The following is a 23876-nucleotide window of genomic DNA, read 5'->3' as shown; positions in this document are numbered from 1 at the left end:
TAAACGCCGGTCAATTGTGCTGCCCAAGCCCCAGCTTGGCGCCTATGTTGACCAGCTCGGCAAACGATCTGGCCTTCATCTTTCGCATCACCTGGCCGCGATGCGCCTTTACCGTGATCTCGCTTATTCCAAGCTGAAATCCCACCGTTTTGTTGAGATGACCTTGGATGACCAAGCCCATTACTTCACGTTCTCGAGGACTCAATGAATCATAGCATTCTTCGAGCGCCCTATGTCGCGCTTTTAGCTCGATTGCAGCACTGCTCGTCGTCAGGGAGTTCCTAATGGCAACCAAGAGATCTTCGTCGACGAATGGCTTCGTCAAAACCTCGACGGCTCCCGCTTTCATCGCGCGAACGGTCGTCGGAACGTCGCCGTGCCCCGTAATGATTATGATAGGCAGTTCGGACCCGCCGACAGCCAGCCGTTCCTGCAGCTCCAAGCCATTGATGTCGGGCAGACTCAGATCCAAGATGAGACAACTTGGCGCGGAGCATAAAGGGTACGATAAAAACTCCTGCGCCGACGCAAACACTACCGGTTGCCACCCTTCCGTGGCGATCAGGCCTTCCAAGGATTCGCGCACCGAGACATCGTCGTCGACGACGAATACCGTCTGAGGGCCCCTCGAAATCGGCGACCTTTGTATGCCCTCGCTCATTTGGAGCGCGATCATGTCTTCCTCGTTTTCCGGCGCTTGGTTGTCCGTAAAACTACTGTTCATTGAGACCAGCCACAAGCGAGCCGGCGGTTCCCATTTCGGAAAAGCACGTTGAAGATAGGTCGAGAGCAGTGGGCCACGAGCCTTTGGCATTGCATCCCGAGGGGTGCTGCTCAGCCGCCCGCAGCTTCGAATACCGCGCCTGAGCTCGCATCGCTATCGACGCCTGTGGAGCTGATTGGAAGAGAAAACTGGAAAATCGCGCCCGGTCCGGCATTGGGCTCGGCCCATAACTTGCCCCCATGGCTCTCTATGATCGAACGACTGATGGACAGACCGATCCCCATACCTCCGGCTTTGGTGGTGTAAAAGGAATCGAACACTTTTTCTGCGGCCTCGGAAAGGCCGCTCCCGTTGTCCCGCACCGTCACGAGCACTTGGCCCGCTCCGACGTCGGTCTTGATCCCCAACTCCCGTGGGCCGTCGATGGCGCCCATCGCATCCATTGCGTTTACGATCAGATTCAGAATCACTTGTTGAATTTGGACTCGGTCGCCGACGACATCCGGCAGATCGCCGAAAAATTCGGTCCTGACGTCGACCCGTCCTCTTCGAATATCTACGCGCAGCAACTCGAAGACCTCCGAGATCGCTTCGTTCAGGTTGACCGGCTCGCGTGCGGTCTCCGATTTCGTGAACAGAGCGCGGAGCCGCTTCACGACAGCGGCCGCCCGGTTTCCGTCGCGTATCGTCCGAAGCGCGGTCTCACGCGCGCCTGTGACGTTTGGCGGTTCGGCGCCGAGCATGCGAAGGCACGTACTCGCATTCGTGACGATGCCGGACAGCGGTTGATTGACTTCGTGAGCTATCGACGCGGTCAGCGCTCCGAGGCTCGAAACCCGCGCCACATGGGTCAATTCGGCCCGCGTGCGGGACAGGGCTTCCTGGGCCAACCTTCGCTCGGTCAAGTCCAGGACGAAGCTGACGATGCTCACGGGGTCTCCTTCGATGAGCGCACCGCCCATCATGACTGGAATTCGACGCCCGTCCTTGTGCAACAGCTCCGTTTCAAATGGGCTGTAGGTCGCGTTCTCCTGCGCCTGGCGGAGAGCCGCTAGGTGCGCCGGTCCACTTTCGGGCCTCGCGATGCGGTCGACATGCAGACCTTCGGTCCGTACATCGGGCGCGTCGTAACCTACCATCTGGAGAAACGCCTCGTTTGCCTCCAGAATGGTGCCAGTGACATCGCAAATGACGATCCCGATGATATTAGAATCGACCAGCCGGCGGATTTTGGCATCCCGGTCGCGCAGTTTGCCGATCATGTCGTTGAAGGCTCGCGCCAGGTCGCTGATTTCGTCCCCCTGGGACTCGTCCATTCTTATCCCGAAATCTCCGGCGCCTACCAAGGCCACGCTGGATCGCAGTCTTTCCAGCGGACGAAAGATGCTTTTCATGCCGACCAAGACGATTAATGCAAAAGTCAGAAGCACGATGACTCCGAATGCCGCCACGGCCGCGCTCTCGTGGTTTTGCGCCCGCAGTACGCCGAGCCGGCTCTGTTCGGACAATGCGGCCGCCGCCGAAACCATGGACTCGATCCGAATCATGATCTGTCCCGTGAGCCGCTCCTCCAATTCGTGGAACATCGCGCCTTTGCGTTCATCGGCGTCGGTCGTCTCGTAATTCCGGACGATGTCGGAGAACAGCGACCTGACGCTGGTGTCGGCTTGGCGGAGCCGGTCCAGAAGTTCAGCCTCCGCCGGCGTGGAGTTGCGCGGAGCAACGAATAATCGGGACAGAGACTTTTGGGTGGCGGTCAGTTGTACCCTTGCGCGCTCTTCATGACCGATGATGTATTCGTGCATCAAGTACCGCACGCCGTAGACTCCGCTCATGATATCGCCTGCGGTCGCGTTCCTGATCAGCTCCTGCCTGACAATGCGATCTGTCGAGAACACGACCGCTCCAACCACGGCTACGACACCGACGCAAAAGACTGTCGTCAGGACAAGGCGGGGGAATATCCGCATGACAACCTCAATGAATGACGGTCACGGCCGGCGGCGAGACGGCTTGCAGCGGCGCGAGTCCGAGATGCTCAAGAAAATTTGGCATCCCCGATTCGGGAACGAGGTTGTTTCTGATCGCCCAACGTGCCTCGTCCTCCAACGTGAGCAGCAGGCCTTGGCGTAGCGTCACTTCGAACTGATAGGAGGGCCAGATCTTCACCAATTTTGCCGGGTCCGCGCCCATCGGATCGGCAAGGGTACGAGCCGCTTCCTCAGGAAAGTCCTTGCAGTATCGGGCGCCTCGAATAGTCGCTCGCAGTACCTTCTCGATCGTTTTGCCATGATCACGCACATATTCGCGTGTGCCCGCCAAGGTAAACAGGACGTCGTATACCGCCTCTCCTGACATCACGATTGCATCGGCGCCTATGGATGCGGTCGAAATGTCCAGGAACGGCTGATAAACTACGACCGCGTCGATATTGCCTCGAACGATAGCGTCGTTCAGCTCGATGGGTTTGAGATCGACTACGGTGACGTCGGCCGCCGACAGCCTTTGTCGGTTCAGAAATGCGTCCAGAAAAAATTGGGTCGTTGTGCCCAGCGAAACACCGATTCGTTTGCCCTTCAGGCTTGCCGGGCCGATTACACCATGATCGCGCCTGCCCAAGATCGCATGGTCCTCCATGGTCGTCATCGTTGCTACCACGGATACCGGCTTGCTGCTCATCGCGGCATACATCACCGGAAACTCGGCGGTCGTAGCCAAGCCCGCCTTTCCGTCGAGAACTTGCGCCAAGGCAGCTTTTCCGTTCTCTTGAAATCTTATCGTGGCCGAGATGCCTTCGTTGGCGAGATAACCCATGGCGTGCGCCATCAGGATGGGACACGAGCCGACATAGGCGACGGCGGCTATCTGAACGTCTTCAAGGTTCTGAGCTGCAGACGATGCCTCTGAGCGAAACCACGCAAGAGCGCCACCCACAAGCGCGAGCGATGCGAAACCCATGGCGCAGATCGCCCAAGCGTGCTGCCTGATTATTGGGCGTAAGCTTCCTGTCATCCGGATAGCTCCATTGCCGTCCAATCGTTTCAACGACATGCCGAGCTTAGCATGGCGAGCGACCATTGGCTCCGCCTCTTAAGTCATTGAGCTACGACAAGATCCGCCTGTCCAGCGTTAGGTGTCGCTCGGCCCCACGATTGTGCAGCCAATCGATAGGGTTCTTCGCTAAACGACCTGCAAATTCACGAGTTAAGAACGGCACGTGCGAGGGCATCGCGCAACGCGAGATCACTGAAGGGTTTGATCAAACAATCGACGGCGCCCAAATGGAGAAGTCGCTGCCGAACGGAGGGGTCTTCGTTGGCCGTGATGAAGATCACAGGGATCTGCCGACCGCGGCGCGTCAATTCGCTCAAGAGATCCGGTCCCGTCATTCCTGGCATGGTCAAATCAAGCAATAGACAATCGGTATTGTCGACGCAGCCCGAGGTCAGGAATTGCTCGGCGTCCGAGAACGAGCGGGCAGAAAAGCCCAGTTCACTCAAAAGATCCGGTAATGCCTCGCGCACCGAGTCATCGTCGTCGACGATCGATACAAGCGGGCGCTTCGCCATCACGACTTCCTTGCGAGTGAATTGCGCCTCGATCTGGATCAGTTGGGGCCTCAACGAGCGCACGAGCGGTCAAGTGACGTGCCGCCTCTGATTTAGACGCGCTACAGTTGATTGAATCATTGCCACCGTAGGGATGGTACGTCGATCATACCAAGGTATCGGTCAAGGTCGCGTCGATGATCACTCATCGGGGGCACAGGTTGCCATGAAGGACAGATGCTAAATCGAAGACGCTGCAGGGGCAGTCGAAACGGCGCCTGAGCACCTGCGTGGCCGGGTTGATAGGCGTCGTTCCAGGCGGTCACTCAGGTGAGCGCTCGTCAACGATGAGGCATAGAAGAGATGCTCCGGTCAATCAGAGCACTCAGCTTCGTGTCCAGAAGTCCAGCGCTACAGGCGCTAGTCATCCGGCGCTGCGTCTTCTTTCACGCCGCGGGCGACGATCCGCAGCGCCCCGTCCGGAAGAGGACGCTGCAGCTTCAAGGCCTCGTCTGCCGGCGCCGTCATCCAGGTCTCGACCTCCTCGGGCGTCGTCAGGATCACCGGCATCGCCTTCGGATGGATGGCGCCGACCTCGGCGTTGGGCTCGGTCGTCAGGAATGCGTAGAGGTCGTTGGTAGTCTCACCCTCCTTGACCTTCCGGACTGATGTCCAATTCGTCCAGATGCCGGCGAAGCAGAGCAACGGCCGGGTCTTGTCGAGCGCGAACCAGATGTCGCCGCCCTCGGCCTTTTTGAACTCGCTGAAGGAGCTGAACGGAACCACGCACCGGTTCTCGACGCCGAGCCACCGCGTCCAGTGCTTGGACTTCACGTTGCGGATGTTGGTCCTCCCGCCGTCTGGCTCCATCCGTAGCAGTTCCTTGAAGTCGACGGGCTTGCCCTTGGCTTCCAGTTTCGCGGCCCGCTTTTTGGTCGCCTCCATCAGTGCATGCTGCGACGACGGCATTCCCCACCGCGCGGTGGCGAGCTCGCGCCCGTCGGCGCCGGCGCGCACGATCGGCGCCGCGTAGTCGGGGAAGACGCCGGGCATCGGCGCAAGATTGCCGACGTAACGGTTGACCACGCGGAACAGCGCGATGATTGCAGCCTGGTTGGTCGTGATCGAATAGAGGTTGCACAAGGTCAGGTCTCCGGATCCAGATGCCGAGCCCGTTGGGCGAGCTGCAGCAGGGTGGCAGCCGGGCGCCTCCCGGCTTTGGCGCACTTACGGCACCGTAAGCGGCTGGCCAGGTCGTGCACGAAGGTCGTCGAGGGGTGGGTGAGCGCCGCGAGATCGACGTCGCGGGCGGCCTTGCAGCGCGAGCATTCGATCTGCAACCAGCTTTAGCCGCCGTTCACGGCCTGGTCGATCGTGGGGGATGGGTCGATCGGGTCGCCGAACCGAATACGGTATCTGTTCGACGTCTCTAGGTGCCGACGTCGTGGATTTCGCCCTTGGGACCGACGAGCGCGATTTCGATACCTGCGACCGCGCAGCGGGGAGCAAGCCGCTACGCGAGCTTCAGCGTGCCGACCGTCCGTGGGACGACCGCGATCTGCCGACCGGGCGAAGGATTCGCCATCAGCAGACCGACGGTTTCGCAGAGCCCCTTATAGAGACGCGAAACCTGGCCGGAGTGTCGGGTGTTGATGATGCCGCCCTTTCACTCGGCTGACAGGGTGTCGCCGCCGATCTCGGCCACGACGTCACCGTTGTGAATGCTGATCGGACTTTGACCCCTCAATCATCGCATGCGCGGATCTAAAGTCTTGACCTTATTGGTGTGGGAGCAGTGACCCCGGTGCCGATCGGCGTCCAAACCCCACGCCGAAACACAATCGAGCGCGAAGCCGGCGATGGTCAGGGTCTCCCGCTGCGCGCAGGTCTTCTTCACCCAGTCGTTGCTGCGCCCCGCCGGATAGCTGCTGTCTCGGACCTTCGACACCACGCCTTCCAGGCCGAGCTTGCATGCGTGCGCGAACATTTCCTGGCCGTCGACCTCGAAACTTTCGCTGAACTGGACGTCGGTTCCGGCGATGATCTTCTTCAGTTCGGCCTTCCGCTGGAACAGCGGCACCTTCCGGAGATCGCAGCCGTTCAGATAGAGCAAATCGAAGGCGACCAGAACGATGCTGGTCGACTTGCCCTTGAGCTCGTTCTGCAGCACCGCGAAGTCCGTAGTACCATCGGCGGCCGGCACCACAATCTCGCCGTCGATGACGGCCGATGCTGCCTTGATGTGCCAGGCGTCATGCGCGACTTTCTTGAACCGATGCGTCCAGTTGTGGCCTCGCCTTGTGAAGATCTGCACCGCCTCGTTGGCCAGGTGGACCTGGACGCGGTAGCCGTCGAACTTGATTTCGTGGATCCAGCGGTCCCCCGACGGCACCTTCCCGATCGAGGTAGCGAGGGCGGGCTGGACGAATCCGGGCAGGGGCGCCTTGACGCCGATCGCCTCGGTTTTCCTACGCTGAAACGCCACCAACGAACTCCACGCAACACGACAGCCGACTCAAACTGGTACGGTCGGATTCGTTCCGGAACCCGCGAATCCTTGTTGCGTTGCTTCGATACGGCAACATCGACATGGAGGACACGACGATGGCAGCGAAGAAAGCGGCAAAAAAGACGGCACGCGGGCGGGCCCAAGACAGGGCTAAGGTCGCCGGCGGTCAGAAGTACGAAGTCGACTATGAAGCCAAGAAGACGGGCCGCTCGGCGCCCGCCGTGAAGAAAGCCGTCAAAAAAGTGGGCAACGTCCGCGGCAAGGTTGAAAAGAAACTGGCACGCAAGAGATAGGTCGTGATCCGGACCCGCCGTCAGTCCGGCGGGCATTCGGGGCACGTGTCCCCGATTGAATTCAGAACCTCGTGGACCTCGGCCACCGCGGCGTCCGGAGAGAGGCCCACCGGCGGATGCTGCCGAGCGATGTCTTCGGCTTGATCGCGGGCGTGCGGGTCGGCCCGGTCTCGGGCCCACCCATGATCTTCGCACTCGTGAATGGCGTGCGCTTCTTGCAGCACGGATATCGCCCATCCCCGGAGGGTCCGGATCGCAGGTCTCTTGGTCTTCGGCATCAGCATCGGAATCGCCTTTCAACAGGACGAATCCCTGTGCGGGCCAATCGTTCCCCGCGTTTGACGCAGCCATCGACCGCATGGATCAGCAGGGTACGGTCTGTTAGGTATGGAATCGAAATGAGGGATTTGGAGCGACATTGTCAGACAATTCGGTCATGATCTCCCCAACCCGCTTAGCGAACAGGAGCGTGACCGGAAGCCGCGTGATTCCATCGCTCGAATTCCAATTCATCTTCGAGAGCAGCAGGATTTCACGCGCTCGCGCTTCGATGTCGGTGTCTCCGGCGGAACCCAACTGGATCGGCGCCGGAATGTGCGCGCCGGGAAACTCGTCCCACCAAGGCACGTATCCGCTGGTGAAGAGGTACGACTCGCCTTCGATCTGGCACAGCGTACCGCGCCACGGCTCTTCTGAGCCCTTGCGGACGAGACGGAACGGCGTCTGTCGCAGCCAGACGAGATCGCAACCGGGCACCGAACCTTTAACTGCGCGACGGAACCCCTTTTCCTCATCGGGCTGATAGATCGAAGTCTTGTGGACGACGATCCTCTTGGGCAGCAGACCCGTCCGGAGGCGATAGCCCTCCATGACGTCCTTCATCAAGGAGTAGGCCTGCGACTCGTTCAGGTAGGGCTGCCGGTCGATCCGTTGTTCGTGATCAATGTGAGCCCCTTTTAGACAGAAAGGTTCATGGTCCGACGAGAACGCCTGCGCGACGCTGGCGTAAACAAGATGCCCTCCACGCTTCTTCAAATGGTGGAAGGAAACGCCGACGAAGCAGACGCCGTCCGGAAGGCCGGACGGGCGCCAAGGCAATCCACCCGCCTTGTAATAGAGGGCCGTGGTGAAGTTCCAGTTTCTGGTCGCCTGGCTTTGGCCCGTGTCATCGTCGCGATCGATCGTACTCCGCCGCAGAACTTGGATGGGCACCGCGTTGTCATATTTGTGCACCCTCGACTTCAAGGCGCGGTAGAAGGTCCGGAACAGGAGGTCCTCAGCGCTGGTCCGCAGCGCTTCGGCTTCGGCCAGGTCTTCCTCGCTCGGAGCGAACAGATCGAACTGAGCGCTCTCCTCCTCTTGTTTCAGGATCTCCAGCGCGCGCCGCTCTCTTGCCGACAGGCCGGGATTCTCGACCCTCAAGTCGCCCAGTTCGTCCGGAATGCAGACGACTATGCAGTCCGGACGTGCGTCGCCGAACATGGTTACCATCGGACCTTCGAACATCTCGACGAGAGTCTCGAAGGCGTCGGCGCCAATGGGTTTCCTGAACAGACGATCGTAAGTGCCGTCGTCGAGGACGCGTACGAACTGATCGTCGATCTCGAATTTTGCCTTCAGCGCGCGCTCCGCCCCCGGCCAATCGCGGTAGCGCCGCGCGTTCCTCTCCTTCGCCGGACGGAATAGATCGATGTCGCCGATCCACCTGCGAGCGGCGGCGAGGTCCGAAGCCAAGCCAATGAGGCCAAGTCGGAAGCGCCGGCCGCTATTGTCGACGGGACCGTGCGCGACCAACGCACGCCGCGGATCAACGTCCTCATGTCCGTTGTTGAACTGAACCGTCGGTTCAGGCAGGCACTTGATCTTGATCGCGACCGTCATCGATCAGTCCTTCCTCGGGAACGTCTATCGACAGGAATGAACCTTCGAGCAGGATGTCCTGTGCGTCGACCTGACTCAGATTGATGGCCGGGGCACCCTGCGCGATAAACCGCCCCCAGAACACCAAGTCCCCGTCGACGGCCTGATTCCTGTCGAACTTCATGCGTCGGGTTGCGCGCTTAGTCCTGGCGTACCCCGGGAGGGGGGTGGAGGCGTCGGGTCCCGTGAACATGTAGAATGGCTTCAGTCGCAAGCCCCACAGAGAGCCGACGCGTGCGACGTCGTAGGCGAAACCCTCGTTCTCGAACCAGACCGGTGGCTTATCGTTTCTCTGCTTGACGACTTCGCGCGACACGTTCTTGCGGGTCGGCGTGTCGTACACGTACTTTCGCGGACCCTTGTTGAGACCGGCGAAGTATGCACGCCGCTGGGACTTCTTCCCGGCTTCAGTCATGAGGCCGTGCCTCCTCAAACGGACCAGTTGCCCCTCGAAGTGCTTGCGGAGGAACCACGTGAACACACGCGCCAGATCCGGATCGGATTCGATATCCTGACGCTCGGTGACCGTCACCTTTCCGTCAGTCATGACCGGACGGAGTACCGAGCTTAGGAGGGCGGGCGGGGCCAGGGACCACAATTCGCCGGCCCAAGTTAGGACCGTCCCCGCTTCTTCCAGCGGGACAGCCTGTGATATCTCCCGCAGCGTCCCCCGGACTTTGACGCGCGAAACCGCTTCGGGCAGCGCCGCGAAAGGCAGAAGGTTGATGATGTAGGTCCCGATCGGTCGGCTGTCGATAGCCACCCCGGCGATGCGCCCGGACGACGTCGGCTGGAAGATATCGGCACGGAAGCTGTCGTCGCCGGGCGGGAACTTGAACACCGCCTGGCCGCTTCCGTCGCGTGCGTAGCGCGCCACATCGGTCAGACCGGTCCCGGCGCGCTCCATCGCGCTCATCCCGAAGAAGATGTCGCACAGCGCCCTGTTGCGCAGCGAGGTCAGTTCGCTCACTGGCTCGAACATCCCGTCGTCGCCGATGAGGAGCTTTTCCGTCAACGGTTGGGACGGGCGGCCGGGGTTGGAGAAGGAAATCTTCCGTCCTGGTTCGACGTCGATCGCGGAGGGACGACAATCTTCGTAATCCCGATGGACCAGGAGATTGACCACCAGTTCGATGAGAGCTCGCTGGTGATAGGCGGGTCGTTCTACGTGACGACCGACTGTCTTCACCTTAATCGTCGGATTGACGTCCTTTTCGCCGATCCAGTCCAGAAGGTCGTTACGTTGCCTGATGAGGTTGCCTTGGATGACCTGTCGCTTCTTTCCGTCGACAGTCGCGGTGACCACGGCGTGACGGAAGAATCGCTGTGGCTCCGTGCCGAAGAGAAGAATCGCGGCGTTGGTCGGTCTCTGCACTCCATCGCTCTCGACCAGAAGTCCGTGTTCGCGCAGGAACGCCGAGAGCGTCGCGGACGTCGGCTCGCGCAGCCTGAGCTTCCGGGCATATTCGATGGCGGTGCGCAGCGTGAGGTCCAGGTCCAGGTCCGCGAGCGTGGCTGTCGCGGCTGGCCGGTCGTCGAACGCCACTTCGCCTCCGGCCGCCGGTGAGCCCAGATTTCGTTGCTGACCGGCGAGCGAGACATCGAGGTCGCGGAAGAGCTCATCGAAGCCGTCGATCTCGAGAAGCCGGAAATTGCCACCCAGCCGGGCCTGCAGCGCGAGGACGTTCGGGTGAGGACGATCGCCAGCGCGCTGGCACCAGAAGATGCCCTTCTTGAAGGCGAGGTCACCGGTGTCGCCCAGCAGGCATTCCATGATTGACGGCTCCGCGCCGCGGTAGCCGACGACGATCAGAGGCGTGGATTGAAGCAGTGGAAAGAGCAGGCTGATGAGCTTGGGATCGAGTGACGCGACTTCCTCGCTCAGGTTCTTGTCCGTATAGCCTTCCGCTTTACCATGCAGCCAGACGATCTGTGCCCGGTTGAAGATGTCGAATTCACGGAAGTCGCCCGGTGCACGGTTGACCTCCGAAACCGAATGGAGATGCGGGCGCTTGTCGTTCAGCGCCTTGGGTAGGCAGATGTCGAAGTTGGTCGTCAGGAGCGTTCCGGCAAGCCCGCGAAGAACGAGCTCCGCGAGCGCCCTATAGCCGGCGCCGATCTCCTCCGTGGGCTGAATCAGATCGAGGACGACCTTCTGCCGGTAGGCTTGGGGCTGGAGAAGATGCTTGACGGCAAGCGGCAATGATGCGCCGGCCTTGAAATCACAACGTTTTTCGTGAGTGCCCATGTCCGATCAGGGCGTTTCGGGGCACCTGAATCGGCTTCGGACACCCGGGTTCGTGGCCGCGCGGTGGCCGCGCAGGGGGCCCGCCGGCGGCGATGGCAAGGGCGGCCTGTCGATGCCTCAACGTGTCGGACGGCCGCGGACCGTGCCGTATTCGACCGCGATCGCGCCCCTGCCACCCTTCCCGCGCACCGCGCCTTGGCAGACCTCGACCACGCTGCGATTGACGGCCGATTCCTGAGCCTTGATGCCGGGCAGCTTCGGCGAGGGCGGGAGCGGCTTCGGAAGCTTCTTGGCCGCCGCCTTCAGTTTGCGTAGCTTCTCCTCGCTCCGGCGGTCGTTGGCGTTCTTCTCCCAGCGCTGCTCCTTCTGACCGAACCATGACTTATTGCCTGGCCCGATCAGGGTGCTGCCCCCGCTGTAGTGGCCCGATCTGCTCATGTGCGCTCGATCCGATCTCGTTCGATCACCCGGTGCGACGGCCGCCGCCAGAAGCGGAAACCGCATTATCACGCAAGCGTGATCGAACAACTCAACCGCCCCGAAGAGCCTTCGAACGCCTTGAACGACCTTCGGACCGGGACCGGTACTGTCAATTTTTCAAGTATTCGTGCGCCCGATCCGGTTTTCCCTCCTAGCGTGCAACGCGGACGCGAACCCGATCCGGACAAGATCGGTCCTCGCCCCGATAGCTCCGGCATCCCGGACGACCGGGATATTGTCGGTGCGAGCGAACCGGTCGGCGCAGCTCGACTCTGTCGCTGCCTCCTAGTCTGCGATCGAATCCTACGGATTCTGTTCGCCCTGACGGCCTTCCGGTCGCGACGCCGAGTGCCACCGGCCATCTTGCGCCCTATTTCGAATCCTTGCGCAAAATGCTCTCTCTCGCTGGGCGCAACCAGGGCAGGCCCTCGCAATAGCGACCGAATTCGAATCCTAGGGAGTGGCGGCCTGGTCAGTCCGCCTCTGGTCGCGGCGCCGACGGTCCACGGGCGCGGTCGGCGCCTCGATTTCGTACCAAGGATGCTTCTGTATTTCCCGCAGCATGACGGGGGGTTTTACCTTGCCGTACTTCTCTCCTTCGGTCCGCGGGGCGTGCCCCTGGATCGCGTCGAGCACCCGCTCCTTCATGTCGACTCCCAGGCCGACTTCCTTGAAGCGATGACGCCACCCATGGTTGGGAGCGACTTTCGGATTCCGGATCTGAAGACGGTTGCGGACCCAGTCGGCAAGCTTGTTGCCGACGCTGGCGTAAGTAGGATTCTTGCGATCCTTCTTCCGCTGACGCTCGATCGCGTAGAACAGCGGGGCATCTCCCTTCTTTCGTCGCGCCCACTCCACGAAGCCCATCTTCTGCAAATGCGGGTGAAGCGGAACGGTTCGCTCCTCGGCGTTCTTCACCGTTCCCGCCTCGGGTCTGATGTGGATGCACGGGATCCCGTCCTTTTCGATCACGTCGCACGCGCGAAGCTGGGTGATCTCGTTCACGCGCGCGCCGCTGTAGGCGCAGAGCCACGGCACCCAACGACGGGCGGCGGCGTTCTCCTCGGTCATCCGCTCGTTCTGCGGGCCGAGCGCGGCCGCGAGGATGGTATGGGCCTCCCGATCGTCGAAGCCGACCTTCTTCGTTTTCTTTTTCTCGGAAATGGTGACGAAGACTTCGGCGCCCGGATCGGTCGGAAGCCTCTTCTCGTTCTTGGCCCAACGGAAGAAGGCGCGGGCGGCGGCGATGTAGCCGAATTTGACGTTCCGCCGCGACGCCTTCGACGCCAGCAGCGCGTCGCGCCAATCGAGCAGATGCTGTTCGGTCACGCGGCTCATGTCGTCGGTGCCGATGCGCTTGATCAGTTGCGCGAAATATGGCTCCCACTTCTTGCGCGTCGACGCCGCCAGCTCCTTCGCATCGACGAACTCGGCCCACAACACGTCGAACTTCTTCGCGGGGTTCGGCGGCTTGTATTCCGGGAAGCGTGCGGCGACCTTCTCGTTGGGAGTGTAGTCCTTCTTCGCGTTCTGCAGCAATTCCAGCCCGGCGAGCTCTTTGGCCTCGACATAGGAGCGGATGAACGAATGAAGCTTGTCGCCGACGAGATGGATTCCCTTCCGCTGCAGGAACGCCTTCGCTTCGGGTCCGAACGCCATGTACAGGTGCGGTTCGAGCGGGCCGATCGGAGGCCGTTTGCGCTTAGCGTGCTCCCTCAACGACCTCTCGATCTCGGCCCGAGGACCGGGCTCGTCGCGGCGGGTTGTAACCGTTTCCTTGTAAAATTCGCCGGCGAGCGCGACGATCTGGAGGTGCGTGAGCTCCGTCGGCTGCTCGCCCGCTAGGTTTGCGCGCCACTGCCGCTCGAGCTTCAGGTTTTCTTCCTGGCAGAGGATCTTGGCCTCTTCCAAGTCCGTGGTGCCGAGGCTGAACTTGATCTCCGCGGGCATTCCGAACGTGCGATATTTCGCCGGAACGCGACGTCTGAACCAATAGATCTTTGAACGCGGATTCTTCCAAGGGCCGATCACGACAAGTCTCACGGTGACCACTCCTGTGTACCACCGGGACTTTTCGGAAAGCCTTAATTTATAGGTAAACGCGGAGTTTCAGGCGATTGGCGAGGCCGATGGCGGAGAGAGTGGGATTCGAACCCACGGTACGGTTTCCCGCACACACGCTTTCCAAGCGTGCGCCTTAAGCCACTCGGCCATCTCTCCGGAGCGCCCTCTCTTGAAGGGGCGCCGGTGATTTTGCAAGAGACCGCAGGTAAATCGGGTGAATTTTCCGTAAGATATTGTATTTTATAGCGAATATGAGGCGCCGCGCTACGCCTCGGAACTGCCCGCGGGCTGAACCGGAGGTGGGTTTGGCGCGACGATTCATGAGAGACCACCGAACACGCCCGGGGACGCCATGACCATCCGCAACACCACTGCCGTGCTGAGCCTGATTTCGGCCCTCGGCGTCGCCTTCACTGGGCCTGCCGCCGCCCAAGTCTGCACCCGCCAAGGGGTGGATGTGAGCTGCGACGACGGGCGGCGCGGGGTGCTTTCGGGCGATGCCATCCTCTGGCCTGACGGGACGCGCTCAAGCACCACGCCGCATCAGAGCGTGATCATCGACAACAAGAGTTCAGTGCATGTGGGGCCCGGCGTGTTCGTCGGCCAAGGCAACGGCATGGTGCCGCTGGATGATCCGAACGCGCCGAACAAGCGGCGCTGCGCGATTCTTGATGGCGTGTCGTACTGCTATTGAGGCACGCCATTCACCTCTCCCCGCTTGCGGGGAGAGGGACTAGATCAACCGCACACCCGAGATCGCCGACTTCAGCCAGCGCAGCGCCTGCGGCGGCTGCGCCGCGAGCGGGGCGACAACGGCCTTCTCGGTGCGGCACTTCTCTAGCTCGGCGACGAAATCCGCGGCCCATTGCTGAATGGTGTGGCCGCGCAGTGTCTTCATCATTGCGTCCCAGCGCATCTTGCGCTCGGCGAGCGGCATCGCGGCCGCAATCGCGATCGCACGGGCCATGCCGTCGATGTCGTGCGGATTGACGAGGAGCGCCGCGTCGAGCTCGTTGGCGGCGCCGGCGAATTTCGACAGCACTAGCACGCCGGGATCGGCCGGATTTTGGGCCGCGACATATTCCTTGGCGACGAGGTTCATGCCGTCATGGAGCGGCGTCACCACGCCGACCTGCGCGGTGCGATACAGGCCCGCGAGCACGGCCTGGCTAAAACCTTTATTGAGATAGCGGATCGGCGTCCAGTCGACCTCACCATGGCGCCCATTGACGTCGGTGACGAGGCGCGCAACCTCGTTCTGGAGATCGCCATAGGCCTCGATGGCGCCGCGCGAAAGGTTCGCGATCTGCAACAGCGAGATGCTGCGCAAGAACTGCGGATGCTCGGTCCAGAGCCGGTCGAACGCGCTGATGCGGTTGACGAGGCCTTTGGAATAGTCGAGCCGGTCGACACCAATCGCGAGCCGCTCGCCATTGAGGCTGCGGCGCAACCGCGACACGTCGGGATGCGAGACCGATTTCGCGGCATATTGCGCGAATTTTTCCGCATCGATGCCGATCGGAAAGACTTCGCAGCGCGTACGGCCATGCTGCGAGATCACAACCCCATCCTCGACGGCGAGGTCGAGCTCGCCGCCCGCATAGCCAAGGAAGTTCTGGTAATCCTCTTCGGTCTGGAAACCGAGCAGATCGTAGGCCAGCATCGCCGTGATCAGCTCGCGGTGATTGGGGACGCCCTGCATCACCGAGGCCACGGGCCAAGGCGTGTGCAAGAAGAAGCCGATCGGGTCATCGACGCCGAGGTCGCGCAGCTCGGCACCGAGGGCGAGGAAGTGATAGTCCTGCACCCAGAACGCGGTCTGGGGTTTTCGGAACCGCATCAGGGCGCGCGCCATGAACGCGTTGACCTCGCGATAGCTGACATAGTCGTCGCGCGATACGCGGATCAGGTCGCTGCGCGAATGCAGCGCCGGCCACAGTGCTGAATTGGCAAAGCCTTCGTAATAGCCGCCGTAATGCGCGGCCGGGAGATCAAGCGTGGCGATCGCCCCGGAACCGAGCGCCTCGATCTCGGCAAACGGCTCCTTCTGATGGCCATCACGCACGCGGCCGGAGGAGCCCACCCAAATTGCGCCCGAATTCTCCACGACCGGGAGCAACGCAGCCGCAAGGCCGCCCGTCATGGGCTCGTTGGGTTTGCCGCGCGCAACCCGATTTGAAACGACCACTAAGTTCACAGGTCGCCCTCTCCTGTTCATTCCAGCCTGTTTAACTTATGTTCATCAATATGGTTCCTGATCATCGTTTCAACCAATTGAAACCAAAATCGGGCGTGCGCGTTGGAACTGGTTTTCCTTGCGGAACCCGGAAATTTCACTGCAAAGACAGTTTTTGCGGCCGCGTTGCGCAACAAGAACCGCGCGCGCAATGGAACCGCGCGAACGACATTACGTCTGACGTGTGGCGTTGCCTTGCTTTTACCGCGGGTCGAGCAGGCGCGCGAGGAACGCGCGCACATCGCTCGGCGCATCGAAGTGACCGTTGACGCCCATCGCGCGGCGGCCGACCGAGAAAGAGAGCCCGTTCATGTCGGGCATGATCGCGAACACGGTCTCATCGGTGACGTCGTCGCCGATGAAGATCGGACGGCGCCCCCTGAATGGCTCGTGCGTCATCAGCGCGCGCACGCCGGTCGCCTTGGTGAAACCGGAATGCTTGATCTCGCAGACGAATTTGCCGGGCAGAACTTCGATCGGCGCGTTGGGCAGGTCAGCGCGGATCAGCGAGACGGCTTCGTAGATCGCCTTTTCCGCATGCGGCGCGAGGCGATAATGCAGCGCCAGCGAATAGCCCTTGTCCTCGAGCAGAATGCCCGGGCTGAGCTTGGCGATCGCGGCCAGGCGCCGCTTCAGCTCCTTGTCCATCGGCGGCGCGTGCACATCGTCAGATTCGTTTCCGATCGACACGCGCATCTCCGCGCCATGACCGGCGACGGCACGAAAAACATCGGGTGCGAAGATCAAGTCGATGTCGTTGAGCGAACGGCCGCTCACCATCGCTAGTGCGCCGGATGTAAGTTCGGTCAATCGGTTGAGCGTCTCCGACAGGCCCGGCGGCACCCAGACCTCGCGCGGCGTAGGCATCAATTCCAGCAGCGTGCCATCGATGTCGAGCAGGATCGCGATCTCATTGAGATGCGGCACCAGCGCTTGCGGCACCGGGACCACGTCCGGTGCTTCATTGGTTTCGCGCATGGTTCGTTCATCGACCATCGGCATTTCAGCGAGTTCCGATTTCATAGTCTACTCCATAAAGGCAAGCGGCCGCGCGATTTCTTCGAGCGATTTTCGTTCCGCGGAGATGGCATAGCGCCACGCCACGATCGCGGCCGCGATCATCAGGAAGGCACCCACCAAATAGCCGGCGAACACGCTGCTGCGTGATCCGGTGTCGATCAGCGCGCCGAACAGCGCTGGGCCAATCACTCCGCCGATGCCGGTGCCGATCGCGTAGAACACTGCGATCGCCAGCGCGCGGATTTCGAGCGGAAAAGTCTCGCTGACGGTGAGATAGGCCGCGCTCGCGGCGGGTGAAGCAAAGAAGAAGATGATCATCCAGGCGATGGTCTGTCCTTGCGCGCTCAGCGCGCCGATCGAGAACAGATAGCCGGACAGCGCTAGCAGCACCCCCGACACACCATAGGTGAACATGATCATGGTGCGGCGGCCGAGCGTGTCGAACAGGCGGCCGAGCAGCAGCGGACCGAGGAAGTTGCCGGCAGCGAACGGCAGCAGATACCAACCGACATGATCGGCGCTAATGCCGTAGAAATCGGTCAGCACCAGCGCAAAGGTAAAAAAGATCGCGTTGTAGAAGAAGGCTTGTGCGATCATCAGCACAAGGCCAACCAGCGCGCGCTGCCGATAGGTAAAGAACAACGTGTGCACGACCTCACCGATCGGCGTGTGGTCGCGCATCTTGATGCGAATCTTGGTAAAGTCTGCGCCGCCACCATCCCGCTTATGTCCGACCACCGAGCGCTCGATCTCGCCGACAATCTCTTCGGCCTTTTCGGGATGGCCGTGAATCATCAGCCAGCGCGGGCTTTCAGGAATCCACATCCGCATAAACAGCACGACGAGGCCGATGCTCGCACCGATGAGATAAGCCACGCGCCAGCCGAGATCGGGACCGATCACCGCAGGATCGAGCAGCACGATGGCGGCGACTGCCCCCATGGCGGCGCCGATCCAGAAGCTTCCATTGATGACGAGATCGGTCCAACCCCGATAACGCGCCGGCACCAATTCCTGAATGGTCGAGTTGATCGCGGTGTATTCGCCGCCGATGCCGGCGCCGGTGAGGAATCGAAACAGCGCGTAGCTCGCGATATTCCACGACAGCGCGGTTGCGGCGGTCGCGGTGAGATAGAGCGCGAGCGTGATGAAGAACAGCTTTTTGCGGCCGATGCGATCGGTCAGCCAGCCGAAGCCGAGCGCGCCGAGCACCGCGCCGGCAAGATAGGCGGAGTTGGCGATGCCGAGATCGAGATTGGAGAACTGCAGCACCGGACTCTGCTTCAGCGCGCCGGAGAGCGCGCCGGCGAGCGTCACTTCGAGACCGTCGAGGATCCAGGTGATGCCAAGCGCCAGCACGACGCGCGTATGGAAGCCGCTCCAGGGCAGCGCGTCGAGCCGTGCGGGAATGCTAGTTTCGACGATGCGATCGGCTGCGACCGCCGCCGAGACCGCAGGTCCATAATTCAGGCTTTGCTGCAATTGCATCGCGTTGTTGGGTCATTGGGGGTACGGCATTCCGCCTGCCACCCGCGACAACGCCTGCGGCAAGAGCAGGTTCCAGTGGGAATTGCGTCCGGGCACACGCATGGCTCGAGCCAGAAAGATGACACATTCGCGAAATCGCGAGGGGCGCAAGGAGCGCGCGATTGAAGCTGGCGAAGGTGGAGTTGAAGCGGGAGTGAGATCCATCCACGTCGTCCCGGCCTGGTGCGCCGTTGCGCACGAGGCCGGGACGACAGCGGAGAGTGACGCGACAGCGAAAACTTACGCCGCCCTGATATTCGCCATGAACCGGTCGAGCTCGGCGCGGAGGCGGGTGCTTTCGCTGGAGAGCGATTTGGCTGAGTTCAGCACCTCTTCCGAGGCGGAGCCGGTCTCGGCCGCGCCGCGGTTGACCTGGCCGATGTCGGTGGCGGCGGTCTGGGTGCCCTGCGCGACGGTCTGGACGCTGCGGGCGATCTCCTGCGTCGCCGCGCCCTGCTGCTCGACGGCGCTGGCGATGGACGTCGAGATCGACGAGATCTGGCCGATGGTCGCGCCGATCTCCTTGATCGCCGCGACCGACTCAGCGGTGGCGCCTTGCATGCCCGTGATATGGGAGGAAATCTCGTCCGTCGCCTTGGCCGTCTGGCTCGCCAGCGATTTCACTTCACTTGCGACCACCGCAAAGCCGCGGCCGGCTTCACCCGCGCGCGCCGCCTCGATGGTAGCGTTGAGGGCGAGAAGGTTGGTCTGCTCGGCGATCGCCGTGATCAGCTTGACGACCTCGCCGATCTGCTGGGCGGCATGGGACAGCTTGCCAATGCGGCCGTCGGTTTCCTTGGCCTGCACCACGGCGGCCTCCGCAATGCGACTGGAGTCGCGGACCTGGCGGCCGATCTCCTCGACCGAAGCCGACAGTTCCTCGGTCGCGGTTGCCACCGATTGCATGTTGCTCGAGGCTTGCTCCGACACGCCGGCAACCTGGCTCGACAGGCTCTGCGTGGTCTCGGCGGTCCGCGTCAACGTCGAGGCCGACGATTCAAGCTGCACGGCCGAGGCCGAGACGTTGGACACGATGGCGCCGACCGCGTTCTCGAAATCATCGGCGAAGCGAATTAGCTCGGAGCGGCGGCTTGCGGCCTGCTCCTTGTTCTGGGCTTCGTTGGCCGCGGCATCGCGCTCGGCCTTGGCCACGGCCTGCACTTTGAATTCCTCGACCGCGCCGGCCATCTCGCCGATCTCGTCCTTCCGGCCTAGGCCGGGCAGCACGACGTCGAAATTGCCGGAGGCGAGCTCGTGCATCGCTTTGCACATCGCGATCATCGGACGCGAGATGCCGTTGCCGAGCATCAGGGCCAGCACGGCGCCGACGGCAAGGCCGCCCAGCGCCAGCATCAGCATCAGCCGCTCTGTTTCGCCGATGGTCGCATTGGCGCTCGTCTCGATGCGCTGCTGGTCGGTGGTCAGCTCCGACCGCAGCTCGCCCGAGAGCTTGAGGATGGACGCGGCCGTCTTGGTCATCTCGCCGTTCGACTTGACGATGATCTTCACGTTGTCGGACAGCTTGCCAAATGACGCGCGGTACTGCTTCAGCAGATTACCGATCTCGGTGACGCGGTCGGTGATCTTCTGGTCGTTGGCGTAGATCGAGACCAGCAAGGTCTCCAGAAACTTGATGCGCGCAATCACGCCGTCGGCAGTCTTCGGCTCCGGCTTGGCGACGAACGCGCTGACCGAGGTGGAAACCGCAAGATATTGCGAGGTGATGTCCTTGGCCGTGGTCTGCACCGAGGCAAGCCCGGCCAGCGCCGCGGTGTCGGCGAGGTCGTCGAACTTGAAGCGGATCTTGTTGCCGACGCTGTTCAGCTCATCGGCGGCGATCTTGCCGTTCTCGCGCGTCAGCGTGATGATCTCACTGAAGACTTTGGTGAAGCGCTGGAAATCGGCATCGAGCTTGCCGACCTGCTCGCGGCGCGCCGCGCCGGTCGTGGCCGCCGTCGACTTGGCGATCGCCGCCTTCAGATTCTCTTCGGCCGCCTTGGCCGCAGTCTCGTCATCCGCGGCGCCAGTCAGCGTGTAGGCCCGGGTCAGCCCCTGATAGCTGATCAAGTCGCGATCGACGGTCCGCGCCAGGTCCGCTTCCGCCACGCTGGCCCGGTAGGATTCCACGGCGCCAGCGATTCGCTCGAAGCCGAAATAGGCGAAAGCCATGCTGACGGCGAGGATGGCCAGCACCGCCACGAAGCCGAGGATGATTTTTGCGCGAAAACGCAAGGTGAGCAGCTTCGATGTGTTCGGCTTGGACTTGACGGACATTCCCCACCCCATTCCATTTGCGGAAAACCAGGCGCAGCCCGGAAGCAGCCCGCCCCCCGACTCGTATGCACGGTAATTGGCAAAGGATAAGCCGCGGTAAATTTGCGGCGCCGCAACTTGCGGTTAGGTGACGCGGGCCCAGTCCGTCGTCCCGGCTTTCGCCGGGACGACGATGGAGTGAGAGCCCCTACGCCGCCCTGATATTCCCCATGAACCGGTCGAGTTCAGCGCGGAGACGGGTGCTTTCGGACGACAATGTCTTCGCCGAGTTCAGCACCTCTTCCGAGGCCGAGCCAGTCTCGGCCGCGCCGCGGTTGACCTGGCCGATGTCGGTGGCGGCAGTTTGCGTACCCTGGGCGACATTCTGGACGCTGCGGGCGATTTCTTGCGTCGCGGCGCCCTGCTCTTCCACTGCGCTGGCGATCGACGTCGAGATCGACGAGATCTTGCCGATGGTCGCGCCGATCTCCTTGATCGCGGCGACCGACTCGGCGGTGGCGCCCTGCATGCCGGTGATATGCGAGGAAATCTCGTCGGTCGCCCTGGCGGTCTGGCTCGCCAGCGACTTCACCTCGCTCGCAACGACCGCGAAGCCGCGGCCGGCCTCACCGGCGCGCGCAGCCTCGATGGTCGCGTTCAGCGCGAGAAGGTTGGTCTGTTCGGCAATCGCCGTGATCAGCTTGACGACTTCGCCGATCTGCTGGGCGGCATGCGACAATTTTCCGATGCGGCCATCGGTTTCCTTGGCCTGCACAACGGCGGCCTCCGCAATGCGGCTGGAGTCGCGGACCTGGCGGCCGATTTCCTCGACCGAAGCCGACAGCTCTTCGGTCGCGGTTGCCACCGATTGCATGTTGCTCGAGGCCTGCTCGGAGACGCCGGCAACCTGGCTCGACAACGTCTGCGTGGTCTCGGCGGTCCGCGTCAGCGTGGACGCCGACGATTCGAGCTGCACGGCGGAGGCCGAGACGTTCGACACGATGGCGCCGACGGCGCTCTCGAAATCATCGGCAAAACGGATCAGCTCGGAACGACGCGCCGTGGCCAGTTCCTTGTTCTGGGCTTCGCTGGCCGCGGCATCGCGCTCGGCCTTGGCCACGGCCTGAACCTTGAACTCTTCCACCGCGCCGGCCATCTCGCCGACCTCATCCTTGCGGCCGAGGCCCGGCAACACGACGTCGAAATTTCCCGAGGCCAGCTCGCGCATCGCCTTGCACATCGCAATCATCGGTCGCGAGATGCCGGTGCCGAGCAGGAAGGCGAGGACCGCGCCGAGCAGCGTGCCACCGACGGCAAGCATCAGCACCAATTGCTCGGTCTTCCCGATGGTCGCTTCCGACTCCGACTCCAGCCGCTGCTGCTCGGAGACGAGATCCGCCTTCATGGCAGTCGCGCCCCGAAGGATCGCACCCGCGGAGCCGGTCATCTCGGTGACGAGATCGTCGACCATCTTGGCGTTGGCGATCAGCTTCTCCAGCGCTTCGCGATAGGCGACGAGGATGGTCTTGGCATCCTTCAGGCCGGCGACGATCTTGTCGTCCATGGAATAGACCGCGCTGAGCGAGTTCTCGACGAATTTGAGCCGGGCCAGCGCGCTGGTCGCGATCGCCTGGTCGGACGTCAGCACGAAATTGGTCGCCGCCGCACTTGCGGTTTGGACCTGGGCGTTGACCTGCTTGGTCCCAAACTCGATCGACTGTGCCTCGGCATCCGAGGCATTGTTGCCGATGTCGTCGAGCTTGTACTTCAGCAGATTGGCTTGGCGCGAGAGCTGGTTCTGGACCAACAGCGTGCTGTCACGCTTGGCCTGGAGGACCTTGGCGAAGGTCGCGGAGAAATTCGAAAATTCCTTGGCGAGCTTGTCGAGGCTGTCCTGCCGCGCTGGCGTCTTGGCGCTCTTGACGGCCTGGTCGATGGCGGTCTTCAGGCCGACCTCGGCATCCAGCGCCGCCTTGGCATCATCTTCCTTGCCGGTGACGACGAAAAATTTGACGGCCGAACGGTAGGCGAGCAGTTCGCGGTCGATGTTGCGGGCAAGATCAGCCTCCGAGACGCTGGTACGGTAGGCACCCACCCCGGAAGAGACCCGCTCGAAGCCGAAATAGGCGAAGGCCATGCTGCCGGCGGAGATCACCAGCACCGCGGCAAAGCCGAGGATGATCTTGGCGCGGAACCTGAGGGTCGGAAATATGGTGCGCTTAGACGGCGACGCGTTACGCCCGGACATTCCGACCCCCATTTTCTATTCAGCCGTAGTCCGGAGGCGCCCCGCCTCCAGACCCGGATGCGCAAAACTAGGGCAGAATGAATAAGGGGCGGTAAATTCGTCACGCCGGTGCAATCCTGGGCTTTATCGGCCAAAGGCCGACGAGCCAGGACCGGGGCGACCAAAATCCTAGTTGCCAAGTCCGGGGGCCGCGGTCTCTAATTAGAAACAATCAAAATCAATCCCGGGAGGTATATTCCGTGTCTACAGTCAAACTGACGGTGAACGGCAAGGCCGTTGCCGTCGACGTCGAGGACCGCACGCTGCTGGTCCAACTCCTGCGCGAGAACCTCAACCTCACCGGAACCCATGTCGGCTGCGACACCAGCCAGTGCGGCGCCTGCGTCGTGCACGTGGACGGCAAAGCGGTGAAATCCTGCACCATGCTGGCGGGCCAGGCCGACGGCGCCAACGTCACCACCATCGAGGGCATCGCCAAGGGCGACGAACTGCACCCGATGCAGGCCGCCTTCCGCGACAATCACGGCCTCCAGTGCGGCTACTGCACGCCCGGCATGATCATGTCGGCGATCGACATCGTGCACCGCCATGGTGGCGAGCTCGACGAGCCCACCGTGCGCCACGAACTCGAAGGCAACATCTGCCGCTGCACTGGCTATCACAACATCGTCAAAGCCGTTCTGGATGCAGCCGGACGCATGAAGGTCTCGCAGGCGGCCGAGTAGAGCGGCTCGCCTCGAAAGAACAACCACCACCGCTGCTCTCGATGGAAAGCGCGGTCACATAATTTCCGGTCGGGAGGACCA

The 23876-nt window shown here is 62.1% G+C and carries 19 protein-coding genes, 1 tRNA gene and 2 pseudogenes; 4 read left to right on the top strand and 18 right to left on the bottom strand.

The genetic code is table 11. The features are described from left to right. Window positions 1-10: 10 nt before the first annotated feature. The 6 genes and pseudogenes from ACPPVR_RS02985 to ACPPVR_RS02960 form a co-directional block, all read right to left on the bottom strand. Complete coding sequence (locus ACPPVR_RS02985) at window positions 11-661, bottom strand: response regulator transcription factor (protein WP_426616314.1); 651 nt, start codon at window positions 659-661, stop codon at window positions 11-13. A gap of 173 nt (window positions 662-834) precedes the next feature. Continuing rightward, complete coding sequence (locus ACPPVR_RS02980; RefSeq protein ID WP_426612801.1) at window positions 835-2622, bottom strand: ATP-binding protein; 1788 nt, start codon at window positions 2620-2622, stop codon at window positions 835-837. Between the two features lie 79 nt (window positions 2623-2701). Beyond that, window positions 2702-3682, bottom strand: coding sequence for an ABC transporter substrate-binding protein (locus tag ACPPVR_RS02975; RefSeq protein WP_426612800.1), 981 nt, complete (start codon window positions 3680-3682; stop codon window positions 2702-2704). Between the two features lie 239 nt (window positions 3683-3921). Beyond that, entirely contained in the window at window positions 3922-4293 is a 372-nt protein-coding gene (locus ACPPVR_RS02970; protein WP_426612799.1) for a response regulator transcription factor, read from the bottom strand. 399 nt (window positions 4294-4692) lie between these two features. Beyond that, window positions 4693-5415: an SOS response-associated peptidase gene (locus tag ACPPVR_RS02965; protein WP_426612798.1), complete on the bottom strand. Its 723-nt coding sequence runs from the start codon at window positions 5413-5415 to the stop codon at window positions 4693-4695. Between the two features lie 2 nt (window positions 5416-5417). Beyond that, a pseudogene (locus ACPPVR_RS02960) lies at window positions 5418-5672 on the bottom strand (hypothetical protein); the annotation flags it as partial. A gap of 44 nt (window positions 5673-5716) precedes the next feature. Between ACPPVR_RS02960 and ACPPVR_RS02955 the strand changes: the two are divergent. Next, a complete protein-coding gene (locus ACPPVR_RS02955; protein WP_426612797.1) occupies window positions 5717-5950 on the top strand; it encodes a hypothetical protein in 234 nt (77 codons plus the stop codon). A gap of 120 nt (window positions 5951-6070) precedes the next feature. Here the strand turns inward: ACPPVR_RS02955 and ACPPVR_RS02950 are convergent. Beyond that, window positions 6071-6757 (bottom strand): annotated as a pseudogene (locus ACPPVR_RS02950) (RNA ligase family protein); the annotation flags it as partial. Between the two features lie 119 nt (window positions 6758-6876). Here ACPPVR_RS02950 and ACPPVR_RS02945 point away from each other — a divergent pair. Next, window positions 6877-7074 (top strand): DUF3606 domain-containing protein, encoded by a 198-nt coding sequence (locus tag ACPPVR_RS02945; RefSeq protein ID WP_426612796.1) that lies wholly within the window; start codon window positions 6877-6879, stop codon window positions 7072-7074. Between the two features lie 20 nt (window positions 7075-7094). On the opposite strand, the gene ACPPVR_RS02940 is transcribed toward ACPPVR_RS02945, so the two are convergent. The 6 genes from ACPPVR_RS02940 to ACPPVR_RS02915 all read right to left on the bottom strand — a co-directional run bounded on the left by ACPPVR_RS02940 (window position 7095) and on the right by ACPPVR_RS02915 (window position 13942). Beyond that, on the bottom strand, window positions 7095-7358 hold the full coding sequence (locus ACPPVR_RS02940) for a hypothetical protein (RefSeq protein WP_426612795.1): 264 nt from the start codon (window positions 7356-7358) through the stop codon (window positions 7095-7097). A gap of 97 nt (window positions 7359-7455) precedes the next feature. Continuing rightward, window positions 7456-8955 carry a hypothetical protein gene (locus tag ACPPVR_RS02935; RefSeq protein ID WP_426612794.1) on the bottom strand — a complete coding sequence of 500 codons (1500 nt, stop codon included), beginning with the start codon at window positions 8953-8955 and terminating at the stop codon, window positions 7456-7458. Further along, complete coding sequence (locus ACPPVR_RS02930) at window positions 8921-11242, bottom strand: SIR2 family protein (RefSeq protein ID WP_426612793.1); 2322 nt, start codon at window positions 11240-11242, stop codon at window positions 8921-8923. Before ACPPVR_RS02930 ends, ACPPVR_RS02935 begins: the two co-directional genes overlap by 35 nt. 117 nt (window positions 11243-11359) lie before the next feature. After that, a complete protein-coding gene (locus tag ACPPVR_RS02925; protein WP_426612792.1) occupies window positions 11360-11680 on the bottom strand; it encodes a hypothetical protein in 321 nt (106 codons plus the stop codon). Between the two features lie 495 nt (window positions 11681-12175). After that, window positions 12176-13753 (bottom strand): DUF6538 domain-containing protein, encoded by a 1578-nt coding sequence (locus ACPPVR_RS02920; RefSeq protein WP_426612791.1) that lies wholly within the window; start codon window positions 13751-13753, stop codon window positions 12176-12178. 99 nt (window positions 13754-13852) lie between these two features. Further along, window positions 13853-13942: transfer RNA gene (locus tag ACPPVR_RS02915), tRNA-Ser, on the bottom strand. 196 nt (window positions 13943-14138) lie between these two features. On the opposite strand from ACPPVR_RS02915, the gene ACPPVR_RS02910 reads away from it, so the two are divergent. Beyond that, the gene (locus ACPPVR_RS02910; protein WP_426612790.1) at window positions 14139-14480 is read left to right on the top strand and encodes a hypothetical protein; all 342 of its coding nucleotides are present in this window, start codon (window positions 14139-14141) and stop codon (window positions 14478-14480) included. A gap of 39 nt (window positions 14481-14519) precedes the next feature. On the opposite strand, the gene ACPPVR_RS02905 is transcribed toward ACPPVR_RS02910, so the two are convergent. From ACPPVR_RS02905 to ACPPVR_RS02885, 5 genes are all read right to left on the bottom strand, one after another. Next, window positions 14520-15983 carry a trehalose-6-phosphate synthase gene (locus tag ACPPVR_RS02905; RefSeq protein ID WP_426612789.1) on the bottom strand — a complete coding sequence of 488 codons (1464 nt, stop codon included), beginning with the start codon at window positions 15981-15983 and terminating at the stop codon, window positions 14520-14522. A gap of 240 nt (window positions 15984-16223) precedes the next feature. Beyond that, window positions 16224-17045, bottom strand: coding sequence for a trehalose-phosphatase (otsB, locus tag ACPPVR_RS02900; RefSeq protein WP_426612788.1), 822 nt, complete (start codon window positions 17043-17045; stop codon window positions 16224-16226). Between the two features lie 3 nt (window positions 17046-17048). After that, on the bottom strand, window positions 17049-18530 hold the full coding sequence (locus ACPPVR_RS02895) for an MFS transporter (protein WP_426612787.1): 1482 nt from the start codon (window positions 18528-18530) through the stop codon (window positions 17049-17051). Between the two features lie 279 nt (window positions 18531-18809). Beyond that, entirely contained in the window at window positions 18810-20843 is a 2034-nt protein-coding gene (locus ACPPVR_RS02890) for a methyl-accepting chemotaxis protein (RefSeq protein ID WP_426612786.1), read from the bottom strand. Window positions 20844-21030: 187 nt separating this feature from the next. Continuing rightward, window positions 21031-23070, bottom strand: a complete 2040-nt coding sequence (locus ACPPVR_RS02885) for a methyl-accepting chemotaxis protein (RefSeq protein ID WP_426612785.1) — start codon at window positions 23068-23070, stop codon at window positions 21031-21033. Window positions 23071-23309: 239 nt separating this feature from the next. Here ACPPVR_RS02885 and ACPPVR_RS02880 point away from each other — a divergent pair, with 239 nt between their 5' ends. Next, window positions 23310-23795: a (2Fe-2S)-binding protein gene (locus ACPPVR_RS02880; RefSeq protein ID WP_426612784.1), complete on the top strand. Its 486-nt coding sequence runs from the start codon at window positions 23310-23312 to the stop codon at window positions 23793-23795. Window positions 23796-23876: the final 81 nt, after the last annotated feature.

Source organism: Bradyrhizobium sp. McL0616 (assembly GCF_049993385.1).
Taxonomy (GTDB): domain Bacteria; phylum Pseudomonadota; class Alphaproteobacteria; order Rhizobiales; family Xanthobacteraceae; genus Bradyrhizobium.
The sequence above is the reverse complement of the archived record's forward strand: the minus strand, read 5'-3'. Positions and strand labels throughout refer to the sequence as shown.

Bases quoted from the DNA above. Each gene is read 5' to 3' on its own strand.
- ACPPVR_RS02925 (WP_426612792.1), bottom strand. From the start codon at position 11,680: ATGAGCAGATCGGGCCACTACAGCGGGGGCAGCACCCTGATCGGGCCA.
- ACPPVR_RS02890 (WP_426612786.1), bottom strand. From the start codon at position 20,843: ATGTCCGTCAAGTCCAAGCCGAACACATCGAAGCTGCTCACCTTGCGT.
- otsB (WP_426612788.1), bottom strand. From the start codon at position 17,045: ATGAAATCGGAACTCGCTGAAATGCCGATGGTCGATGAACGAACCATG.
- ACPPVR_RS02895 (WP_426612787.1), bottom strand. From the start codon at position 18,530: ATGCAATTGCAGCAAAGCCTGAATTATGGACCTGCGGTCTCGGCGGCG.
- ACPPVR_RS02985 (WP_426616314.1), bottom strand. From the start codon at position 661: ATGAGCGAGGGCATACAAAGGTCGCCGATTTCGAGGGGCCCTCAGACG.
- ACPPVR_RS02940 (WP_426612795.1), bottom strand. From the start codon at position 7,358: ATGCTGATGCCGAAGACCAAGAGACCTGCGATCCGGACCCTCCGGGGA.
- ACPPVR_RS02935 (WP_426612794.1), bottom strand. From the start codon at position 8,955: ATGACGGTCGCGATCAAGATCAAGTGCCTGCCTGAACCGACGGTTCAG.
- ACPPVR_RS02910 (WP_426612790.1), top strand. From the start codon at position 14,139: ATGACCATCCGCAACACCACTGCCGTGCTGAGCCTGATTTCGGCCCTC.
- ACPPVR_RS02970 (WP_426612799.1), bottom strand. From the start codon at position 4,293: ATGGCGAAGCGCCCGCTTGTATCGATCGTCGACGACGATGACTCGGTG.
- ACPPVR_RS02885 (WP_426612785.1), bottom strand. From the start codon at position 23,070: ATGTCCGGGCGTAACGCGTCGCCGTCTAAGCGCACCATATTTCCGACC.
- ACPPVR_RS02975 (WP_426612800.1), bottom strand. From the start codon at position 3,682: ATGGGTTTCGCATCGCTCGCGCTTGTGGGTGGCGCTCTTGCGTGGTTT.
- ACPPVR_RS02930 (WP_426612793.1), bottom strand. From the start codon at position 11,242: ATGGGCACTCACGAAAAACGTTGTGATTTCAAGGCCGGCGCATCATTG.
- ACPPVR_RS02945 (WP_426612796.1), top strand. From the start codon at position 6,877: ATGGCAGCGAAGAAAGCGGCAAAAAAGACGGCACGCGGGCGGGCCCAA.